This is a genomic window from Pseudomonas sp. Pseusp49, assembly GCF_059491875.1.
In genome coordinates this window covers 6,632,914-6,648,662 of record NZ_CP168514.1, presented here as the reverse complement: position 1 = coordinate 6,648,662, position 15,749 = coordinate 6,632,914, and the positions used below count along the sequence as shown (strand labels likewise).

At 59.1% G+C, this 15,749-nt stretch carries 16 protein-coding genes; 11 read left to right on the top strand and 5 right to left on the bottom strand.

Going from position 1 to position 15,749, the window contains the following annotated elements; all coding sequences use genetic code 11:
* Positions 1–9 precede the first annotated feature (9 nt).
* The 5 genes from pstA to ACEN83_RS29805 all read left to right on the top strand — a co-directional run bounded on the left by pstA (position 10) and on the right by ACEN83_RS29805 (position 5,690).
* Positions 10–1,680 (top strand): phosphate ABC transporter permease PstA, encoded by a 1,671-nt coding sequence (gene pstA / locus ACEN83_RS29825; protein ID WP_495579089.1) that lies wholly within the window; start codon positions 10–12, stop codon positions 1,678–1,680.
* A gap of 179 nt (positions 1,681–1,859) precedes the next feature.
* Entirely contained in the window at positions 1,860–2,693 is an 834-nt protein-coding gene (gene pstB, locus ACEN83_RS29820) for a phosphate ABC transporter ATP-binding protein PstB (RefSeq protein WP_007971742.1), read from the top strand.
* A 109-nt stretch (positions 2,694–2,802) separates the two neighbouring features.
* A complete protein-coding gene (phoU, locus tag ACEN83_RS29815) occupies positions 2,803–3,564 on the top strand; it encodes a phosphate signaling complex protein PhoU (protein WP_116579774.1) in 762 nt (253 codons plus the stop codon).
* A gap of 168 nt (positions 3,565–3,732) precedes the next feature.
* A complete protein-coding gene (locus ACEN83_RS29810; RefSeq protein ID WP_495579088.1) occupies positions 3,733–4,635 on the top strand; it encodes a response regulator in 903 nt (300 codons plus the stop codon).
* A 158-nt stretch (positions 4,636–4,793) separates the two neighbouring features.
* Positions 4,794–5,690 (top strand): peptidoglycan DD-metalloendopeptidase family protein, encoded by an 897-nt coding sequence (locus ACEN83_RS29805; RefSeq protein ID WP_495579087.1) that lies wholly within the window; start codon positions 4,794–4,796, stop codon positions 5,688–5,690.
* A 57-nt stretch (positions 5,691–5,747) separates the two neighbouring features.
* Here ACEN83_RS29805 and ACEN83_RS29800 read toward each other — a convergent pair whose 3' ends face one another.
* The 3 genes from ACEN83_RS29800 to phoB all read right to left on the bottom strand — a co-directional run bounded on the left by ACEN83_RS29800 (position 5,748) and on the right by phoB (position 9,322).
* Positions 5,748–7,088, bottom strand: coding sequence for a hemolysin family protein (locus tag ACEN83_RS29800; protein WP_007975205.1), 1,341 nt, complete (start codon positions 7,086–7,088; stop codon positions 5,748–5,750).
* Between the two features lie 123 nt (positions 7,089–7,211).
* Positions 7,212–8,498: a phosphate regulon sensor histidine kinase PhoR gene (phoR, locus tag ACEN83_RS29795; RefSeq protein WP_495580922.1), complete on the bottom strand. Its 1,287-nt coding sequence runs from the start codon at positions 8,496–8,498 to the stop codon at positions 7,212–7,214.
* A 134-nt stretch (positions 8,499–8,632) separates the two neighbouring features.
* Complete coding sequence (gene phoB / locus ACEN83_RS29790) at positions 8,633–9,322, bottom strand: phosphate regulon transcriptional regulator PhoB (RefSeq protein ID WP_003229608.1); 690 nt, start codon at positions 9,320–9,322, stop codon at positions 8,633–8,635.
* Positions 9,323–9,475: 153 nt separating this feature from the next.
* Between phoB and ACEN83_RS29785 the strand changes: the two genes are divergently transcribed.
* Complete coding sequence (locus tag ACEN83_RS29785; protein WP_116579771.1) at positions 9,476–9,859, top strand: COG4315 family predicted lipoprotein; 384 nt, start codon at positions 9,476–9,478, stop codon at positions 9,857–9,859.
* Between the two features lie 61 nt (positions 9,860–9,920).
* Here ACEN83_RS29785 and ubiA read toward each other — a convergent pair whose 3' ends face one another.
* Together ubiA and ACEN83_RS29775 are read right to left on the bottom strand one after the other, a co-directional pair.
* The gene (gene ubiA, locus ACEN83_RS29780; protein WP_495579086.1) at positions 9,921–10,811 is read right to left on the bottom strand and encodes a 4-hydroxybenzoate octaprenyltransferase; all 891 of its coding nucleotides are present in this window, start codon (positions 10,809–10,811) and stop codon (positions 9,921–9,923) included.
* Entirely contained in the window at positions 10,811–11,374 is a 564-nt protein-coding gene (locus ACEN83_RS29775) for a chorismate--pyruvate lyase family protein (protein WP_495579085.1), read from the bottom strand. The genes ubiA and ACEN83_RS29775 overlap by 1 nt, the downstream gene beginning before the upstream one ends.
* Positions 11,375–11,573: 199 nt before the next feature.
* Between ACEN83_RS29775 and ACEN83_RS29770 the strand changes: the two genes are divergently transcribed.
* The 5 genes from ACEN83_RS29770 (at position 11,574) to ACEN83_RS29750 (ending at position 15,714) form a co-directional block, all read left to right on the top strand.
* Positions 11,574–11,744 (top strand): rubredoxin, encoded by a 171-nt coding sequence (locus ACEN83_RS29770; protein WP_007975200.1) that lies wholly within the window; start codon positions 11,574–11,576, stop codon positions 11,742–11,744.
* A gap of 18 nt (positions 11,745–11,762) precedes the next feature.
* Entirely contained in the window at positions 11,763–12,911 is a 1,149-nt protein-coding gene (locus ACEN83_RS29765; protein WP_495579084.1) for an NAD(P)/FAD-dependent oxidoreductase, read from the top strand.
* 194 nt (positions 12,912–13,105) lie between these two features.
* Positions 13,106–13,381: an HU family DNA-binding protein gene (locus ACEN83_RS29760; RefSeq protein ID WP_003195589.1), complete on the top strand. Its 276-nt coding sequence runs from the start codon at positions 13,106–13,108 to the stop codon at positions 13,379–13,381.
* A 369-nt stretch (positions 13,382–13,750) separates the two neighbouring features.
* A complete protein-coding gene (locus tag ACEN83_RS29755; protein ID WP_218473084.1) occupies positions 13,751–14,122 on the top strand; it encodes a helicase in 372 nt (123 codons plus the stop codon).
* Positions 14,123–14,493: 371 nt separating this feature from the next.
* The gene (locus tag ACEN83_RS29750; RefSeq protein WP_495579083.1) at positions 14,494–15,714 is read left to right on the top strand and encodes an NHL repeat-containing protein; all 1,221 of its coding nucleotides are present in this window, start codon (positions 14,494–14,496) and stop codon (positions 15,712–15,714) included.
* Positions 15,715–15,749 lie beyond the last annotated feature (35 nt).

The following is a 15,749-nucleotide window of genomic DNA, read 5'->3' as shown; positions in this document are numbered from 1 at the left end:
TAGAAGTCTGTGAAACAGAACTCCCTGAAAGGATGGTTCAAGAGCGGCGCCCCCGGCGTCTGGATCAGCGGTGGCGCGGTGTCCATCGCGGTCATCATGACCATTGGCCTGCTGGCAGTGATTGCCGTGCGCGGCCTGGGTCACTTCTGGCCGGCGGATCTGATCCACGCCAGCTACGACGTACCGGGCCAGGGCCAGCATCTGGTCATTGGTGAAGTGGTACAGAAGGAAGAAGTACCCCGTGCCCGCTTGAAGAGCGCCGGCCTGCCGGTGCCTGAGCAGGGCCCGGAGTTCATGACCCGCGAGCTGATCAAGGTCGGCAACCGTGACCTGAACGGCAACGACTTCACCTGGGTCGTCGGCGAGTGGCTGACCAACCAGACGACGCCGCCGGAGCTGATGGCGATCGAGCGGCGTGAGTGGGGCAACTTCTACGGTTACCTGGTCAACGTCAAACAGGACGGCAAGATTGTCGCTGAAGGCGAAGCCGCATGGCCTGAGTTGCAAGCCCGTGTCGACCGCGTGAACAAGCTGGCCGCACAGCTCAAGAGCCTGGAAAAAACCGACATCGGCGCGATCAACGCCGGTCTCGAGCGCGTCCGCTTGCACGGTCGCAAGCTGGAGCTGGATGGCAAGCTCGACGCCACCGCACAAGCGGACATGGAATCGGAGCGCGCCGAACTCAATGCCCGCTATCAGGATGTTGAAGCGCGCCTGAACGATCTGCATGCGCAGTTCAACCGCGACAGCCTGACCGCCCGCGATGCGAACGGTAAGGAAATCGAAATCGGCATCGGCAAAGTGGTTCACGCCTACCAGCCGAACGCCATGAGCACGACCACCAAGATCGGTTTCTACTTCAGCAAGGTCTGGGAGTTCCTGAGCGACGACCCGCGTGAAGCGAACACCGAGGGCGGTATCTTCCCGGCCATTTTCGGCACCGTGATGATGACCCTGATCATGGCGATGATCGTGACCCCGTTCGGCGTGCTGGCGGCGGTGTACCTGCGTGAATACGCCAAGCAGAACGCGCTGACCCGGGTGATCCGCATCGCGGTGAACAACCTGGCAGGTGTTCCGGCCATCGTTTACGGGGTGTTCGGCCTGGGCTTCTTTGTCTATGTGCTGGGTGGCTCGCTCGACCGTCTGTTCTTCCCGGAAGCCTTGCCGGCGCCGACCTTCGGCACGCCGGGTCTGCTCTGGGCTTCGCTGACCCTGGCGCTGCTGGCAGTGCCGGTGGTGATCGTGGCCACTGAAGAAGGCCTGGCACGGATTCCTCGCACCGTGCGTGAAGGCTCGTTGGCCCTCGGCGCGACCAAGGCTGAAACCTTGTGGAAGATCGTATTGCCGATGGCCAGCCCGGCGATGATGACCGGCATGATCCTCGCCGTGGCTCGTGCCGCGGGGGAAGTGGCGCCGCTGATGCTGGTGGGTGTGGTGAAACTGGCGCCGTCGTTGCCGGTGGACGGTAACTACCCGTACCTGCACTTGGACCAGAAGATCATGCACCTGGGCTTCCACATTTATGACGTCGGCTTCCAGAGCCCGAACGTCGAAGCCGCACGACCGCTGGTGTACGCCACGGCGCTGCTGCTGGTGCTGGTGATCGCGACGCTGAACCTGTCGGCGGTGTACATCCGTAACCACCTGCGCGAGAAGTACAAAGCTTTGGACAGCTGATCTCCAATGTGGGAGCGGGCTTGCTCGCGAAAGCGGTGGGTCAGGCAACATTGATGTTGAATGTGCCGGCCTCTTCGCGAGCAAGCCCGCTTCCACACTGGACCGCGTCCACCAGAATATTGATGGGAACTGCAACAAGCAGCGTTCCGAACCGAATTTGTTAGCACAGGGAGCCTCCCATGCAGCACGAAGCACATACCCACGGCATCAACATGTCGGCACTGGGTCGCGACAAACAGAGCCTGAACCTCGAGCAGGAAACCGTAGCCATCGAAGTACCTGGCCTGAGCCTGTTCTACGGCGAAAAACAAGCGCTGTACGACGTCAGCATGAACATCCCGAAGCAGCGCGTGACCGCCTTCATCGGCCCGTCCGGCTGTGGCAAGTCAACACTGCTGCGAACTTTCAACCGCATGAACGACCTCGTGGATGGCTGCCGCGTCGAAGGCGAGATCAACCTGTACGGCAATAACATCTACCGCAAGGGCGAAGACGTGGCCGAACTGCGTCGTCGCGTCGGCATGGTGTTTCAGAAGCCCAACCCGTTTCCGAAAACCATCTACGAAAACGTGGTTTACGGCCTGCGCATCCAGGGCATCAACAAGAAGCGCGTGCTCGACGAAGCTGTCGAGTGGGCACTCAAGGGCGCGGCACTGTGGGATGAGGTCAAGGACCGCCTGCACGAGTCGGCACTGGGCCTGTCCGGTGGTCAGCAGCAGCGTCTGGTGATCGCCCGCACCATCGCCGTTGAACCGGAAGTGTTGCTGCTCGACGAACCCTGCTCGGCACTCGACCCAATCTCCACGCTGAAAGTCGAAGAGCTGATCTACGAACTGAAATCCAAGTTCACCATCGTCATCGTGACCCACAACATGCAGCAGGCGGCGCGGGTTTCCGACTACACCGCGTTTATGTACATGGGCAAACTGGTGGAATTTGGCGATACCGACACCCTGTTCACCAATCCGGCGAAGAAGCAGACCGAAGACTACATCACGGGCCGGTATGGCTAGGAACAGCTGCAAGCCGCAAGCTTCAAGCGGCAAGTAAGAGCGGTCCGAGTACGACACAACACAGCTTGCAGCTTGTAGCTTGCAGCTCACAGCTATCGCGGAGCAAAAGATGATTTCGAAGGAAGGCTTAACCCACCACATCTCTGCCCAGTTCAACGCCGAACTGGAGGAAGTGCGCAGCCACCTCCTGGCCATGGGCGGGCTGGTCGAGAAGCAGGTCAACGACGCGGTCACCGCGCTGATCGAGGCCGACTCCGGCCTGGCCCAGCAGGTGCGCGAGATCGACGACCAGATCAACCAGATGGAACGCAACATCGACGAAGAATGCCTGCGCATTCTCGCCCGTCGCCAGCCGGCAGCGTCCGACCTGCGACTGATCATTAGCATTTCCAAATCGGTGATCGACCTGGAGCGCATCGGTGACGAAGCGACCAAGATCGCCCGTCGCGCCATTCAGCTGTGCGAAGAAGGCGAGGCGCCGCGCGGTTACGTCGAAGTGCGCCACATCGGTGACCAGGTGCGCAACATGGTCCGTGATGCACTGGACGCCTTTGCTCGTTTCGATGCCGAGCTGGCCTTGTCGGTGGCGCAGTACGACAAGATCATCGACCGCGAATACAAGACCGCCCTGCGTGAGCTGGCGACCTACATGATGGAAGATCCGCGTTCTATCTCGCGGGTTCTGAGCATTATCTGGGTACTGCGTTCGCTGGAGCGTATCGGCGACCACGCGCGCAATATCTCGGAGCTGGTGATCTACCTGGTACGCGGCACCGACGTGCGGCACATGGGTCTCAAGCGCATGAAGGAAGAAGTCGAAGGAACAACCGGCGAAACCGCTAATGTTCCGGGCAAAACTGACGATAAGTAAGGTTGCCCAAGTAAAGCGCCCGGCCTGTTGGCCGGGCGTTTTTGTTTGTGGCCTACGCATTCGAAAAGCAGCACCCGTGAACGAAAAGTCCGGCGTGACTGAAGGTTTTTTGGCAATGTGCCATCAGCAAGGCGGTATGCTGGCCGGGATTTTTAAAAGGGGTGATGGATGAGTAAGGTCAGTGTGTTGGTCGTGGACGACGCGTCGTTCATTCGTGACTTGGTGAAAAAGTGCCTGCGCAATTATTTCCCGGGCATGCGGATCGAAGACGCGATCAACGGCAGAAAGGCCCAGGCCATGCTGGCCAAGGAAGCATTCGACCTGGTCCTGTGCGACTGGGAAATGCCGGAAATGTCCGGCCTGGAACTGCTGACCTGGTGCCGTGAGCAAGACAACCTCAAAGCCATGCCCTTCGTGATGGTGACCAGCCGTGGTGACAAGGAGAACGTCGTCCAGGCGATCCAGGCCGGGGTATCCGGTTATGTCAGCAAGCCGTTCACCAACGAACAGCTGATCACCAAGGTCAAGCAGGCGCTGCACAAGGTCGGCAAGCTCGATGCCTTGATCAACGTAGCCGCGACCAAAACCAGCCCTGCATTCGCCAACGACTCCCTCTCAGCCCTGACCGCTGGCAAGGCGCCTGTCACCACGCCAACGGCCCCGCCTGCACCGTCCAAAGGCTTGCTCAACAGCCCGCCGGTCAAGGCGCCTGCGGCCTCTTCAGCACCCGCCAGCGGCCGTGGCCAGGGTCAACTGCGTTTGCCGAACGGCATCCAGCAGTGCGTGATCAAGGCCCTGAGCCTCAAGGAAGCCCTGTTGGTGGTCAAGCGCACCGAGACCCTGCCGCAGATCCTCGACAGCGCCGTGCTGGACCTGGAGCAGGGCGACAATGCCGAAATCGCCCGCCTCAACGGCTATCTGCATGCCGTCGTGGCCCACGAACCGAAGCCTGATAGCGACTGGCTGCAACTGACCTTCCGCTTTGTCGATCAGGATGCGCAGAAGCTCGATTACATCTCGCGCCTGATTGCGCGGGGGACGGCGCAGAAGCACTTCATTCCTGGCGCCTGATCTTCGTCGCCTGTGAAAGACCGCAGCCTTCGGCAGCTCCTACAGGCTGGCGAAGGCTGCGATCTTTTGATTTTGTCTCTTGAAACATCTGCCGACTACCCGGGTCCATAGCAGCTGCTAGGCTCCATCTCAGTTCCCATTCGACAGAATCCTTGCCCATGTTCACGCGCCTGCTGTTTTTCTGTGGCCTGTTCATGGTCGCCACCTCGGCCGTGGCCATGACCATCTACAAGTCCAAAGACGCCAATGGCGTGGTTTCCTACAGCGACCGCCCCAGCAAAGGCGCCCATGTGTTCGTTTTCCGCGATGGCATGGTCGAGCACCTTGAGCGTCAGGTGCGCCTGATCATCATGAAGAAAAACGGCGTGCACAGCGTCTATGTGCGCAATGACCTGTATGCACCGGTAGAGGTCGAATTGAGTTTTGCCGGGGTGAAGAACGCCAGCGGTGTGCCGGGCAAGACGATTCGGCGCGTGATACCGATGCGCAGCAGCGTTCGCCTGGCGCAGCTCACGGCAGCCAAAGGTGGAATGCCTTTGGCGTACGTCCCGAAGTTCAAGTATTCCCTGGGCGACCCCTCGGGCCCCACGGTGGGCTATCGGTACCCGTTGCCCTGGCGTGGCGGTCCGTTCCGGATCAGTCAGGGTGCCAATGGGCCCTACAGCCACTTTGGCCCCAAGAGCCGTTACGCCATGGACATTGCGATGCCCGAGGGCACGCCGATCATTGCCGCGCGAGGCGGGGTGGTGGTGAAGACCGAGAACGGACAAAGCGGGCGCGGCACCGATGCCTCCGGCAATTTCGTGCGGGTGCTGCACGATGACGGGACCATGGGTGTCTACCTGCACCTGAAGAAAGGTTCGGTCTGCGTTCGGGAAGGTCAGCGGGTAACGGTAGGCAGTGCTTTGGCGTTATCCGGCAACACTGGCAACAGCACCGGGCCGCATTTGCACTTCGTGGTGCAGCGCAATACCGGGCTGGGGCTGGTGTCGATTCCGTATCAGTTCAACCAGCCGGTGGGTGCCTTGCCCAACTTTGCGTTGGGCAAGCAATAAAAAATCGCGGTGTTCACATAGCCCTGTAGGAGCTGCCGAAGGCTGCGATCTTTCAGGTCAATCGAGCATCAACACCTTGGCCAGGACGATCTTCGGCCCCTTCATCTTCTTGATGATGATCCGCAGGCCTTCGACTTCCAGCACTTCTTCCTCTTCCGGAACGCGCTTGAGGCTCTCATAAACCAGCCCGGCAAGGGTTTCAGCTTCGACGTGGTCGAGGTCGATGCCCAGCAGCCGTTCAACCTTGAACAGTGGCGTATCGCCCCGCACCAGCAACTTGCCCGGCTGGTACGCGAGGATCCCGCGCTCGGCCTTGCGGTGTTCGTCCTGGATGTCGCCTACCAGCACTTCCAGCACGTCTTCCATGGTCAGGTAGCCGATGATGTTGCCGTCGGCCTCTTCGACTACGGCGAAGTGCGAACCGCCCTTGCGGAACTGCTCCAGCAACTGCGACAGCGGCATGTGCCGCGACACGCGCTCCAGCGGACGGGTCAGTTCGGCGAGGTTGAACGACTCGGGAATGTGGTCCAGCGCCGCCAGTTCCAGCAGCAGATCCTTGATGTGCAGCAGGCCGACGAACTCCTGGCGTTCGCTGTCGTACACCGGATAGCGGCTGAACTTGTGGCGACGGAACATCGCCAGGATCTGCTTGAGCGGTGCGTTGAACTCCAGGGTCACCAGGTCTTCGCGGGAGTTGGCCCAGTCGACCACTTCCAGTTCGCCCATTTCCACCGCCGAGGCCAGCACGCGCATGCCTTGGTCGCTCGGGTCCTGGCCACGGCTGGAGTGCAGGATCAGTTTCAGTTCTTCACGGCTGTAGTGATGCTCGTGATGCGGGCCGGGTTCACCTTGCCCTGCAATGCGCAGGATGGTGTTGGCGCTGGCGTTGAGCAGGTAGATGGCCGGGTACATGGCCCAATAGAACAGGTACAGCGGCACGGCGGTCCACAGCGACAGCAATTCGGGTTTGCGGATCGCCCAGGATTTGGGGGCGAGCTCACCGACCACGATGTGCAGGTACGAAATGATGAAGAACGCGGTGAAGAACGAGATGCCTTTGACCACTTCGGCCGATTCAACGCCGACAGCGCTCAACACCGGCTCAAGAATGTGGGCAAACGCGGGCTCACCGACCCAACCCAGCCCGAGGGAGGCGAGGGTGATACCCAATTGGCAGGCCGACAGGTACGCATCGAGCTGACTGTGCACGGTGCGCAGGATGTGCCCGCGCCAGCCGTTTTTATCAGCGATGGCCTCGACCCGGGTCGAGCGCAGCTTGACCATGGCAAACTCCGCCGCAACGAAAAAGCCGTTGAGCAAAACCAGGATCAGAGCAAAAAGAATCATGCCGAAGTCGGCGAAAATTGTAGCGAGGGTCAAGCCAGGGGAAGGGTCCATGATGGAGTTTTGCGGGTTCCGTGTATTCGAAAGGGAAGTAAGAATCGCGCCTGAAAGGCAGACGCAAGTCAGCCAATGTAGCGGCTGACTGGGCGGTTGCCTAGTGGCGCGTGCTGGCCGGTATCAGTCGGCGGTGCTGATAACCCGTGATTGGGTGACCTGAGCCGGCGCAAAGTGGCAGGTAAAGGTACTGCCGTGGCCCGGTACGCTGCTGATTTCCATCCGTGCCCGATGACGTAACAAAACGTGTTTGACGATCGCCAGCCCCAGGCCGGTGCCTCCGGTGTTGGAGTTGCGGCTGGAGTCGACGCGATAGAAGCGTTCGGTCAGGCGCGGCAGGTGCTTGGCATCGATGCCGATCCCGGAATCCTGCACACTCAGGTGCGCCCCCTGGTCATCGCCCCACCAGCGAATGCGGATGTTGCCTTCGGCCGGGGTGTATTTCACGGCGTTGAACACCAGGTTGGAAAACGCGCTACGCAACTCCGCTTCGCTGCCCTTGAGCAGAATCGTCGGGTCGGCTTCCAGGGTGATTTTCTGGTTTTTCTGGCCGGACAACTGCTGCGCATCGCTCTTGATCGATTGCAGCAAGCTGTCGATCGGCACCGGCTGGTTGTCCGAGGGATAATCGGTGGCTTCCAGCTTGGCCAGCAACAACAGGTCGTTGAGCAGGGTCTGCATGCGACCGCCTTGTTGCTGCATCTGCTGCAAGGCACGGCCCCAGCGCGGGTTCACCTCGTCGACGTTATCGAGCAGGGTTTCCAGGTAGCCGCAGATCACCGTCAACGGCGTGCGCAGTTCATGGGAAACGTTGGCAATGAAGTCTTTGCGCATTTGCTCGAGCTGATGGATGCGCGTCACGTCACGCACCAGCATCAAGTGTTCGTTATTGCCGTAACGGGTGATGTACAGCTGAATGCGCACGCGGTCGTTGGTCGGCGAAGGAATTTCCAGCGGTTCGGCGTAGCTGTCTTGCTCGAAGTATTCCTTGAAGCGCGGATGGCGCACCAGGTTGGTCACCGGTTGGCCGCTGTCCTGTGGGGTCTTGAGGCCCAGCAGGGTTTCGGCGGCGCGGTTCCACCATTCCAGGTTGCCGTCGGTGTCGAGCATGATCACCGCGTCTTTCAGCGCGGCGGTGGATTCCTGAACCCGGTCGATCACCGCTTGCAGGCGCCCGCGTACCCTTTGGTCGCGGCGCTGCAGGTGGTAGATGCTGTCGAACACCTCGCCCCACAGGCCGTAGCCGTCGGGCGGCGCTTCATCAGGCTTGTGCAGGCGCAGCCACTCGTGCAGACGCAGCAATTGCTTGAGGGTCCAGGCCAGGTAAAGACCCAGGCCTGCGGCGAGGCTCCAGCCGTAATAGCCGGTGATCAGGCCGATCACCAGGCAGGCGGTGACCAGTAGCAGCATGTGGCGAATCAGGGTGCCATGCCAGTTTTGGTTCACGGAGCGTCCTTAACTCAGCTTCAAGTTTCAAGCCGCATGCTTCAAGCCACAGCGGCCTTAACTTGCCGCTTGTAGCTTAAAGCTTGCAGCTGCTGTTATCAGGCTTTGGTGGAAAAGCGGTAACCGGTGCCGCGCACGGTTTGTACCAGATTTTCGTAAGCATCGCCGAGGGCTTTGCGCAGGCGCCGAATGTGCACGTCGACGGTACGCTCTTCGACATAGACGTTGCCGCCCCAGACCTGATCCAGCAACTGGCCACGGGTGTAGGCGCGTTCCTGGTGGGTCATGAAGAACTGCAGCAGGCGGTATTCGGTCGGGCCCATCTCGGCGGGACGACCGTCGATGGTCACGCGGTGGCTGATCGGGTCCAGCAGCAGGCCGCCGACTTCGATGGGCGCCTCGCCATCGGTCGGGCCGGCACGGCGCAGTACGGCTTTCAGGCGCGCCACCAGCTCACGGGGGGAAAACGGTTTGGTGATGTAGTCGTCGGCGCCGACTTCCAGGCCCTGGATCTTGTTGTCCTCTTCACCCTTGGCGGTGAGCATGATGATCGGGATGTCCCCGGTCAGCTCATCACGCTTGAGGCGACGGGCCAGCTCGATGCCGGACGTGCCGGGCAGCATCCAGTCGAGCAGGATCAGGTCCGGTTTGCGGTCGACGATAATGGCGTGGGCCTGCTGGGAGTTTTCAGCCTCCAGGCAGTCATAGCCGGCCATTTCCAATGCAACGGCGATCATTTCGCGAATAGGCGCTTCGTCGTCGACGATCAGAATGCTCCTGCCAACCATGCCCTTAATCCTCTTGTCATTTAACTGTCTTGCGCCGCATTAGATAACGGAATTATTGCAGTCGTGTGACAGTATTTTAGTCGTCCAGCGATTGGCTGGATCCTGGGCTAAGCTCTAAGTCCGGATCCTGACAACCACAAGAGGAAGGTTTCCATGAACTACATTGCTCAATCCTGGAAGGTTTTGCTGGTCACTGCTGCGTTAACGCTGCCGACACTGGCCTTTGCCGCCGACCCGGCGATGATGAAAGACGGCATGATGGTCGATCACAAAGGCATGACGGTCTACACGTTCGACAAGGACGCGGGTGGCAAGTCGATGTGCAACGGCGACTGCGCCAAATACTGGCCGCCAATGATGGCGCCGGCGGGTGCCAAGGCCGAAGGTAAATGGACAGTCATCAAGCGTGACGATGGCAAGATGCAATGGGCCTATGACGGCAAGCCGCTGTACTACTACGAGGACGACAAAAAACCCGGAGATATGACGGGTGACAAGAAAAAAGATGTCTGGCACGTCGTTCGCGAGCATATGTAACACCGTCAAAAGATCGCAGCCTTCGGGTAGGAACTGCCGAAGGCTGCGATCCTTTCAACGGTCAACGCAGTGCGTAATCCAGCACAATCCCGACGAAAATCGCCAAGCCCGCCCAGTGATTGTGCAAAAACGCCTTGAAGCAACGCATCCGGTCCTTGTCGCGGGTGTACCAGAACTCCCACGCAAAGCAGCCCGCCGCCACCAGTAATCCGAGGTGGAACCAGCCACCCAGGTCGAACTTCGAACCCGCCAGCAACAGGCAACCGAGCGCCAGCCCTTGCAGGGTCAGGATGATCACCCGGTCTGCATCACCGAATAGGATTGCCGTGGACTTCACGCCGATCTTGAGGTCGTCATCGCGGTCGGTCATCGCGTAATACGTGTCGTAGCCCACGGTCCACATCAGGTTGGCGATCCACAGCAGCCATGCCGCAGCCGGCAATTCACCGGTTTCTGCGGTGAACGCCATCGGCATCCCCCACGAAAATGCGGCACCCAGCACCACTTGCGGGTAATAGGTGTAGCGTTTCATGAAGGGGTAACTGAACGCCAGCGCCAGACCGCCCAGCGACAGCCACACGGTCGCGGCGTTGGTGCACAGCACCAGCAGGAAACTGATGCCCATCAGCAATGCGAAGAACACCAGCGCCTCTTTCGAGCTGATCTTGCCGCTCACCAGTGGGCGCTGCTCGGTGCGTTTCACATGGCCATCGACCTTGCGGTCCGCCCAGTCGTTGATCACGCAGCCACCGGCGCGGGTCAGCACTACGCCCAGGACGAAAATCACAATGTTGGCCACGGACGGCGAACCCTTACCGGCAATCCACAGCGCCCACAGCGTTGGCCAGAGCAGCAGGTAAATGCCGATCGGCTTGTCCATCCGCGTCAGCTGAATGAAGTCCCAGGCCCGAGGGTTCAAGCGGTTCAAGGACTTGAGCAGGCTTTGGTACATCAGAGGTTCTCCGATTGGGCGCGTGCGGCATCCCACAGGGAAGGCAGGAAAATTTCGGCGACCAGGACACTCAACGCGCCGCGGTCAAAGCGTGAACGGCGACCCCATAGTTCCGGCGCCCGTACCTCGCTTGGCAACCATTCCTGAGGATAATGACAAACCTCGATGGCCCGACGCTGAAAGGCCTGATCGCAGAACAGCAACTCACCCAGGGAGCGGCTGCCCAATTCGTCCATGTGCAAACCGTCGCCTTGCAATGCACTGCGTGCGGCGACGCTGCGGGCGAACACCCAGGCTTCACCATGACCGCGCAGATACACCTCGCGCACCCAGCCTTCACTGCCGTCGGCCAGGTCCAGCGCTGCGCATTCGTCGGCGCGCAGGGTTTGCCAGCCTTCGAACATCGGCGAGACGCTGAAGGCATCATTCGACAGATGAATCAGGCGTCGAGTAAGTGAGCCTTCGTCGAACAGCCAGTCCAGGATGGAGGCATCGGGGAGGGGCGCCAGTTCGCTGCGCGAGAGCCAGAGGGGAGCTGGAGAGGGGGATTCTGTGTGTTGCACAATGAGTCATTATTGGCAGCAAATGAGGCGGCGAGCTTAACATGTCAGCCACCGATATCGATTGAATTGGCCTGCCGTTGCGCCGAACAGGCTTGCATCCGGCGGCATCGATCAGTACAAAACGCGCTGAGCTGGACGGCAGTGCTACAACCATCGACCGTCCGGCCGGCAAAACGCCTGAACCCTGAGGAAGTACCTGATGAAAAAGTGGCAATGTATCGTCTGCGGCCTGATCTACAACGAAGCCGACGGTTGGCCGGATGACGGCATTGCGCCGGGCACCCGTTGGGAAGACGTGCCGGAAGACTGGCTGTGCCCGGACTGCGGTGTGGGCAAAATGGATTTTGAAATGATCGAAATCGCTGCCTGAATAATTGAGGAGTAAGGAATGAACGCACCTGTCGTCATCATTGGCACCGGTCTGGCTGGCTACAACGTCGCCCGCGAGTTTCGCAAGCTCGACAGCGAAACCCCGCTGCTTTTGATTACCGCCGATGACGGGCGCTCCTACTCCAAGCCGATGCTCTCCACCGGCTTCGGCAAAAACAAGGACGCCGATGGCCTGAGCATGGCCGAACCCGGCGCCATGGCCGAACAACTCAAGGCCGAAATACGCACCCACACGCGCATCAGCGGCATTGACCCGGGCCACAAGCGCCTGTGGATCGGTGAAGAAGCGGTGATGTACCGCGACCTGATCCTGGCCTGGGGCGCCGAAACCGTGCGCGTGCCCATTGAAGGCGATGCGGCGGATTGCGTATTCCCGATCAACGACCTGGAAGATTACGCACGCTTCCGTGCGGCAGCCGCTGGCAAGCGCCGCGTGCTGCTGCTCGGCGCCGGCCTGATCGGCTGCGAGTTCGCCAACGACCTGACCCTGGGCGGCTACGAGGTGCAACTGGTTGCACCGTGCGAACAAGTCATGCCGACCCTGTTACACCCGGCGGCCGCGGCAGCGGTGCAGGCTGGCCTGGAAAGCCTCGGCGCACGTTTCCACCTCGGGCCGGTGCTCAATCGCCTGCAACGCGTGGCGGACGGTCTGGAAGCGCACCTGTCCGATGGCCAGGTGATCCCGTGCGACGTGGTGGTCTCGGCCATTGGCCTGCGCCCGCGCGTCGACCTCGCGGCTGCGGCCGGTTTGCAGATCAACCGCGGCATCATGGTCGACCGGCACCTGAAGACCTCCCACGCCAACATCTACGCCCTGGGCGATTGTGCCGAGGTCGATGGGTTGAACCTGCTGTACGTCATGCCCCTGATGAGCTGTGCACGAGCGCTGGCGCAAACCCTCTCCGGAAGCCCGACCGCCGTCACCTATGGCCCGATGCCGATCACCGTCAAAACACCGGTGTGCCCGCTGGTGGTGTCCCCGCCGCCACGGGGCGCGGAAGGCATCTGGACCGTCGAAGGGCAGGGCGCCGACATCAAGGTTCTATGCCGCGATGCCGCAGGCAAACTGCTCGGTTATGCCCTCACAGGCGCCGCCGTGATGGAAAAACTGGCCCTGAACAAAGAGCTTCCAGCCCTGTTGGCATAAATACCGGTCGTTCTGTCGGAATCACCCCCCTTTTGCCCTAACAATGGCCGCGCCGATACTGGCGCGGGGCCTCACTGCGTGCCATCCTCACTCCCGTCTGCCGCAGAGTAGAGCACCTGCGGCGCTTTTGGCGCTGCTCCGCAGAGAGCAGCACGGACATAACAACAACAAACCGTCAAAGGGGCTTCACTCACATGCGTAAACCAGACCTCGCTGCAGCCATTGCTGAAAAAGCAGACCTCACCAAAGAACAAGCCAACCGCGTTCTCAACGCCGTTCTTGAAGAAATCACCGGTGCCCTGCACCGCAAAGACAGCGTGACGCTGGTGGGCTTTGGCACCTTCCTGCAACGCCATCGCGGGGCCCGCACCGGCAAAAACCCGCAAACCGGTGAGCCCGTCAAAATCAAGGCCAGCAACACCGTTGCGTTCAAGCCAGGCAAGTCGTTGAAAGACAGCGTCAATCCGTAAGCCGTTTTCGCCTCTCGCGTAGCGGGGGGTGGAATAAAAAATGGGCACGCCAACCAGGGTTGGGTGCCCATTTTTTGTACCTGAAATACCGCACCCTGCAGGAGCCGACTTGCTGGCAATGGCGTCAGTGAGGGCGCTATCGCGAGCAAACATCGTCGGAGAGATGGCCAGGGTTGAGATCAAAAGATCGCAGCCTTCGGCAGCTCCTACAGATTGTGTTTCGTTTGAAGGTGGTGTGGATAATTGTGACTTGGTAGTCATCGTGAGGGTAATGGTTCTGATCTTCTTCTAACGCAAGTAGATAGTGGTGTTATCGCCTGAAGCCGTTAAACTGCCTAAGCCGTTCATTTACCTTCTGAGGCTGTGCGCATGAAATTTCGTTTTCTGCTGTGGATGCTGGGTTTTTTGATGGGTAAGGCCAGCCGGACCAATCCGGCGTTTCAGCAACAGTTGGGTGACAAGGACCTGGTGTTTCAGCTGCAGACCCTAGACGGGAAAGTGGCGCGGCAATTCCGCGTGAAGGACCAGCGCATCACCAGCCAATCGGGTGTGCATGCCGAGCCTGCGTTTGCGATTGCCTTCAAAGACGCCGCGTATGGCTTTGCCACGATGCAGGCGAAGAACAAGCAACTGGCGTTCATGACCGGGATTCAGGACAAGTCGATTCAGATAAAGGGCAACCCGGCGCTGGTGATCTGGTTTCAGGGGCTGACCAAGTATTTGAAGCCGAAAAAGGCATAGGAGCGAGCTTGCTCCGGGCGGCGTTCCGACGAGAAACTCAAGTACTCCGCGTTTATCCAGGATGCACGCGTCATCGTTGACGACCTTCGCGGACAAGCCCGCTCCTACAGGATTCAGGTGATCCAGGTGGGAGCGTGGCTTGCTCCGGGCGGCGCTCCGGCGACATCGTTGGTTTTTTCGCGGGTCAGCCAGGTACTGATATTGCTCGCTACTTATGAATACCCACCCAGCTTGGCCTGGTATGTCGTTGAATAGGCTTGCAAAGACACGTTTGGCTGTCATTTCTGACAGCTGCTATTTAGTTCTCTGAGGCGGTTAATTGGGGCGGAATGTTTTGCGGACATCCTCTCAAGCACTCAGGGAGCAAGTTGATGAATCAGCTACCAGAAACAAAAGCAACAGCGCGAGGCGCTCTTGATCCTTCCTTTGGCTTTGGCGGCTTGGTGCTGCTACCGAAGAACGTATTCGCTTGTGCCAGTCTGCCCAGCAATAAACTGCTTACGGCTTCGAAAGAAGACCACGGCCTGCCAATGAAGCTCACTCGATTGACCGAGTTCGGAAGACTTGATGATTCATTCGGGATTGGCGGCGTGGCTGAAATCCCTCATGGCACAGGCAATTTCTTTCCGCGACAATTACATGCGTTGAAAAAGGGTGGATACTTGGCCCTTGGCCCTTTCTCGGGACCGGCCGCTAGTGACTTGTATGTCATGCGGTTATTAGAGGGGGGGCAAGTGGATCTCTCTTTCGGGGCGGGAGGGAAAGTCAAACTTGAGGCCGCAAAATTATTCGGTGCTGATTTCGTTTTTTTTGGCAGTAGTAAACTTGCGGTTTCCGAGCTGGACGCAAAAATATATGTAAGCAGCAACATTTATTCCGACACCGCCCAGACAACAGTTGTGATTCGTCTTAATGAAGACGGCTCGCTGGACACAAGCTTTAATGGTGGTCATGTAACACTTGAGCAACCAATTGGTAATCGACGAGTACGCAATGAGTGTTTGGCTGTACACGGAGAAGGCGTGTTGATTGGTGGCGCATACCTCTCCGGTGTCGACTCCTATGGCGATGCATTTATCATCCGCTATGACCGCGATGGCAAAATCGATCGTTTGTTCGGCGATAGAGGAACAGTGATCATCGCTAACGGTACCGATGGGCGACAATCCTTGCTTACTTCAATAACAGTAAGAGCAAATGAGGGGATCGTGGCATCTGGACGATCGTTTAGGGGTAGCAACTTTGAAGGGGTGTTAATCGTTCTTAACGCCAGCGGCACTATAAATCCCGTCTTCAATAGCGGTAAGCCGCTGTATCCCGCTTTTTTGCAGAATTTGTTATTCAGTGAGTGTGCATTGCTGCATCAAGACAGAATCATCGTTATGGGGGTTGGTGAGTTTAATTTTCTGATGGTTGCCTGCTACAACTTCGATGGCTCTCTGGATCGAACATTTGGTGGAGGCTATGGTTGGGCCGTGCTTCGTGATGCGCAAACATCAGGATTCCGGGATAGCCTGTTAACGACAGATAACAAAATCGTTTCTCTTGGAACCAATGCTACGTTTGATTTTGCGGTGCGTTATCTCGGTTGACACTTAACTTGGGCCAAGTCTGGGTATGAGGAGAA

Excerpts from the sequence above, each read along its gene's own strand:
- ACEN83_RS29810 (WP_495579088.1), top strand. The coding sequence starts at position 3,733 with ATGAGTAAGGTCAGTGTGTTGGTCGTGGACGACGCGTCGTTCATTCGT.
- ACEN83_RS29755 (WP_218473084.1), top strand. The coding sequence starts at position 13,751 with ATGAAATTTCGTTTTCTGCTGTGGATGCTGGGTTTTTTGATGGGTAAG.
- ACEN83_RS29760 (WP_003195589.1), top strand. The coding sequence starts at position 13,106 with ATGCGTAAACCAGACCTCGCTGCAGCCATTGCTGAAAAAGCAGACCTC.
- ACEN83_RS29805 (WP_495579087.1), top strand. The coding sequence starts at position 4,794 with ATGTTCACGCGCCTGCTGTTTTTCTGTGGCCTGTTCATGGTCGCCACC.
- phoR (WP_495580922.1), bottom strand. The coding sequence starts at position 8,498 with ATGCTGCTACTGGTCACCGCCTGCCTGGTGATCGGCCTGATCACCGGC.
- ACEN83_RS29750 (WP_495579083.1), top strand. The coding sequence starts at position 14,494 with ATGAATCAGCTACCAGAAACAAAAGCAACAGCGCGAGGCGCTCTTGAT.
- phoU (WP_116579774.1), top strand. The coding sequence starts at position 2,803 with ATGATTTCGAAGGAAGGCTTAACCCACCACATCTCTGCCCAGTTCAAC.
- phoB (WP_003229608.1), bottom strand. The coding sequence starts at position 9,322 with ATGGTTGGCAGGAGCATTCTGATCGTCGACGACGAAGCGCCTATTCGC.
- ACEN83_RS29765 (WP_495579084.1), top strand. The coding sequence starts at position 11,763 with ATGAACGCACCTGTCGTCATCATTGGCACCGGTCTGGCTGGCTACAAC.
- ubiA (WP_495579086.1), bottom strand. The coding sequence starts at position 10,811 with ATGTACCAAAGCCTGCTCAAGTCCTTGAACCGCTTGAACCCTCGGGCC.
- ACEN83_RS29785 (WP_116579771.1), top strand. The coding sequence starts at position 9,476 with ATGAACTACATTGCTCAATCCTGGAAGGTTTTGCTGGTCACTGCTGCG.
- pstB (WP_007971742.1), top strand. The coding sequence starts at position 1,860 with ATGCAGCACGAAGCACATACCCACGGCATCAACATGTCGGCACTGGGT.
- ACEN83_RS29800 (WP_007975205.1), bottom strand. The coding sequence starts at position 7,088 with ATGGACCCTTCCCCTGGCTTGACCCTCGCTACAATTTTCGCCGACTTC.
- ACEN83_RS29770 (WP_007975200.1), top strand. The coding sequence starts at position 11,574 with ATGAAAAAGTGGCAATGTATCGTCTGCGGCCTGATCTACAACGAAGCC.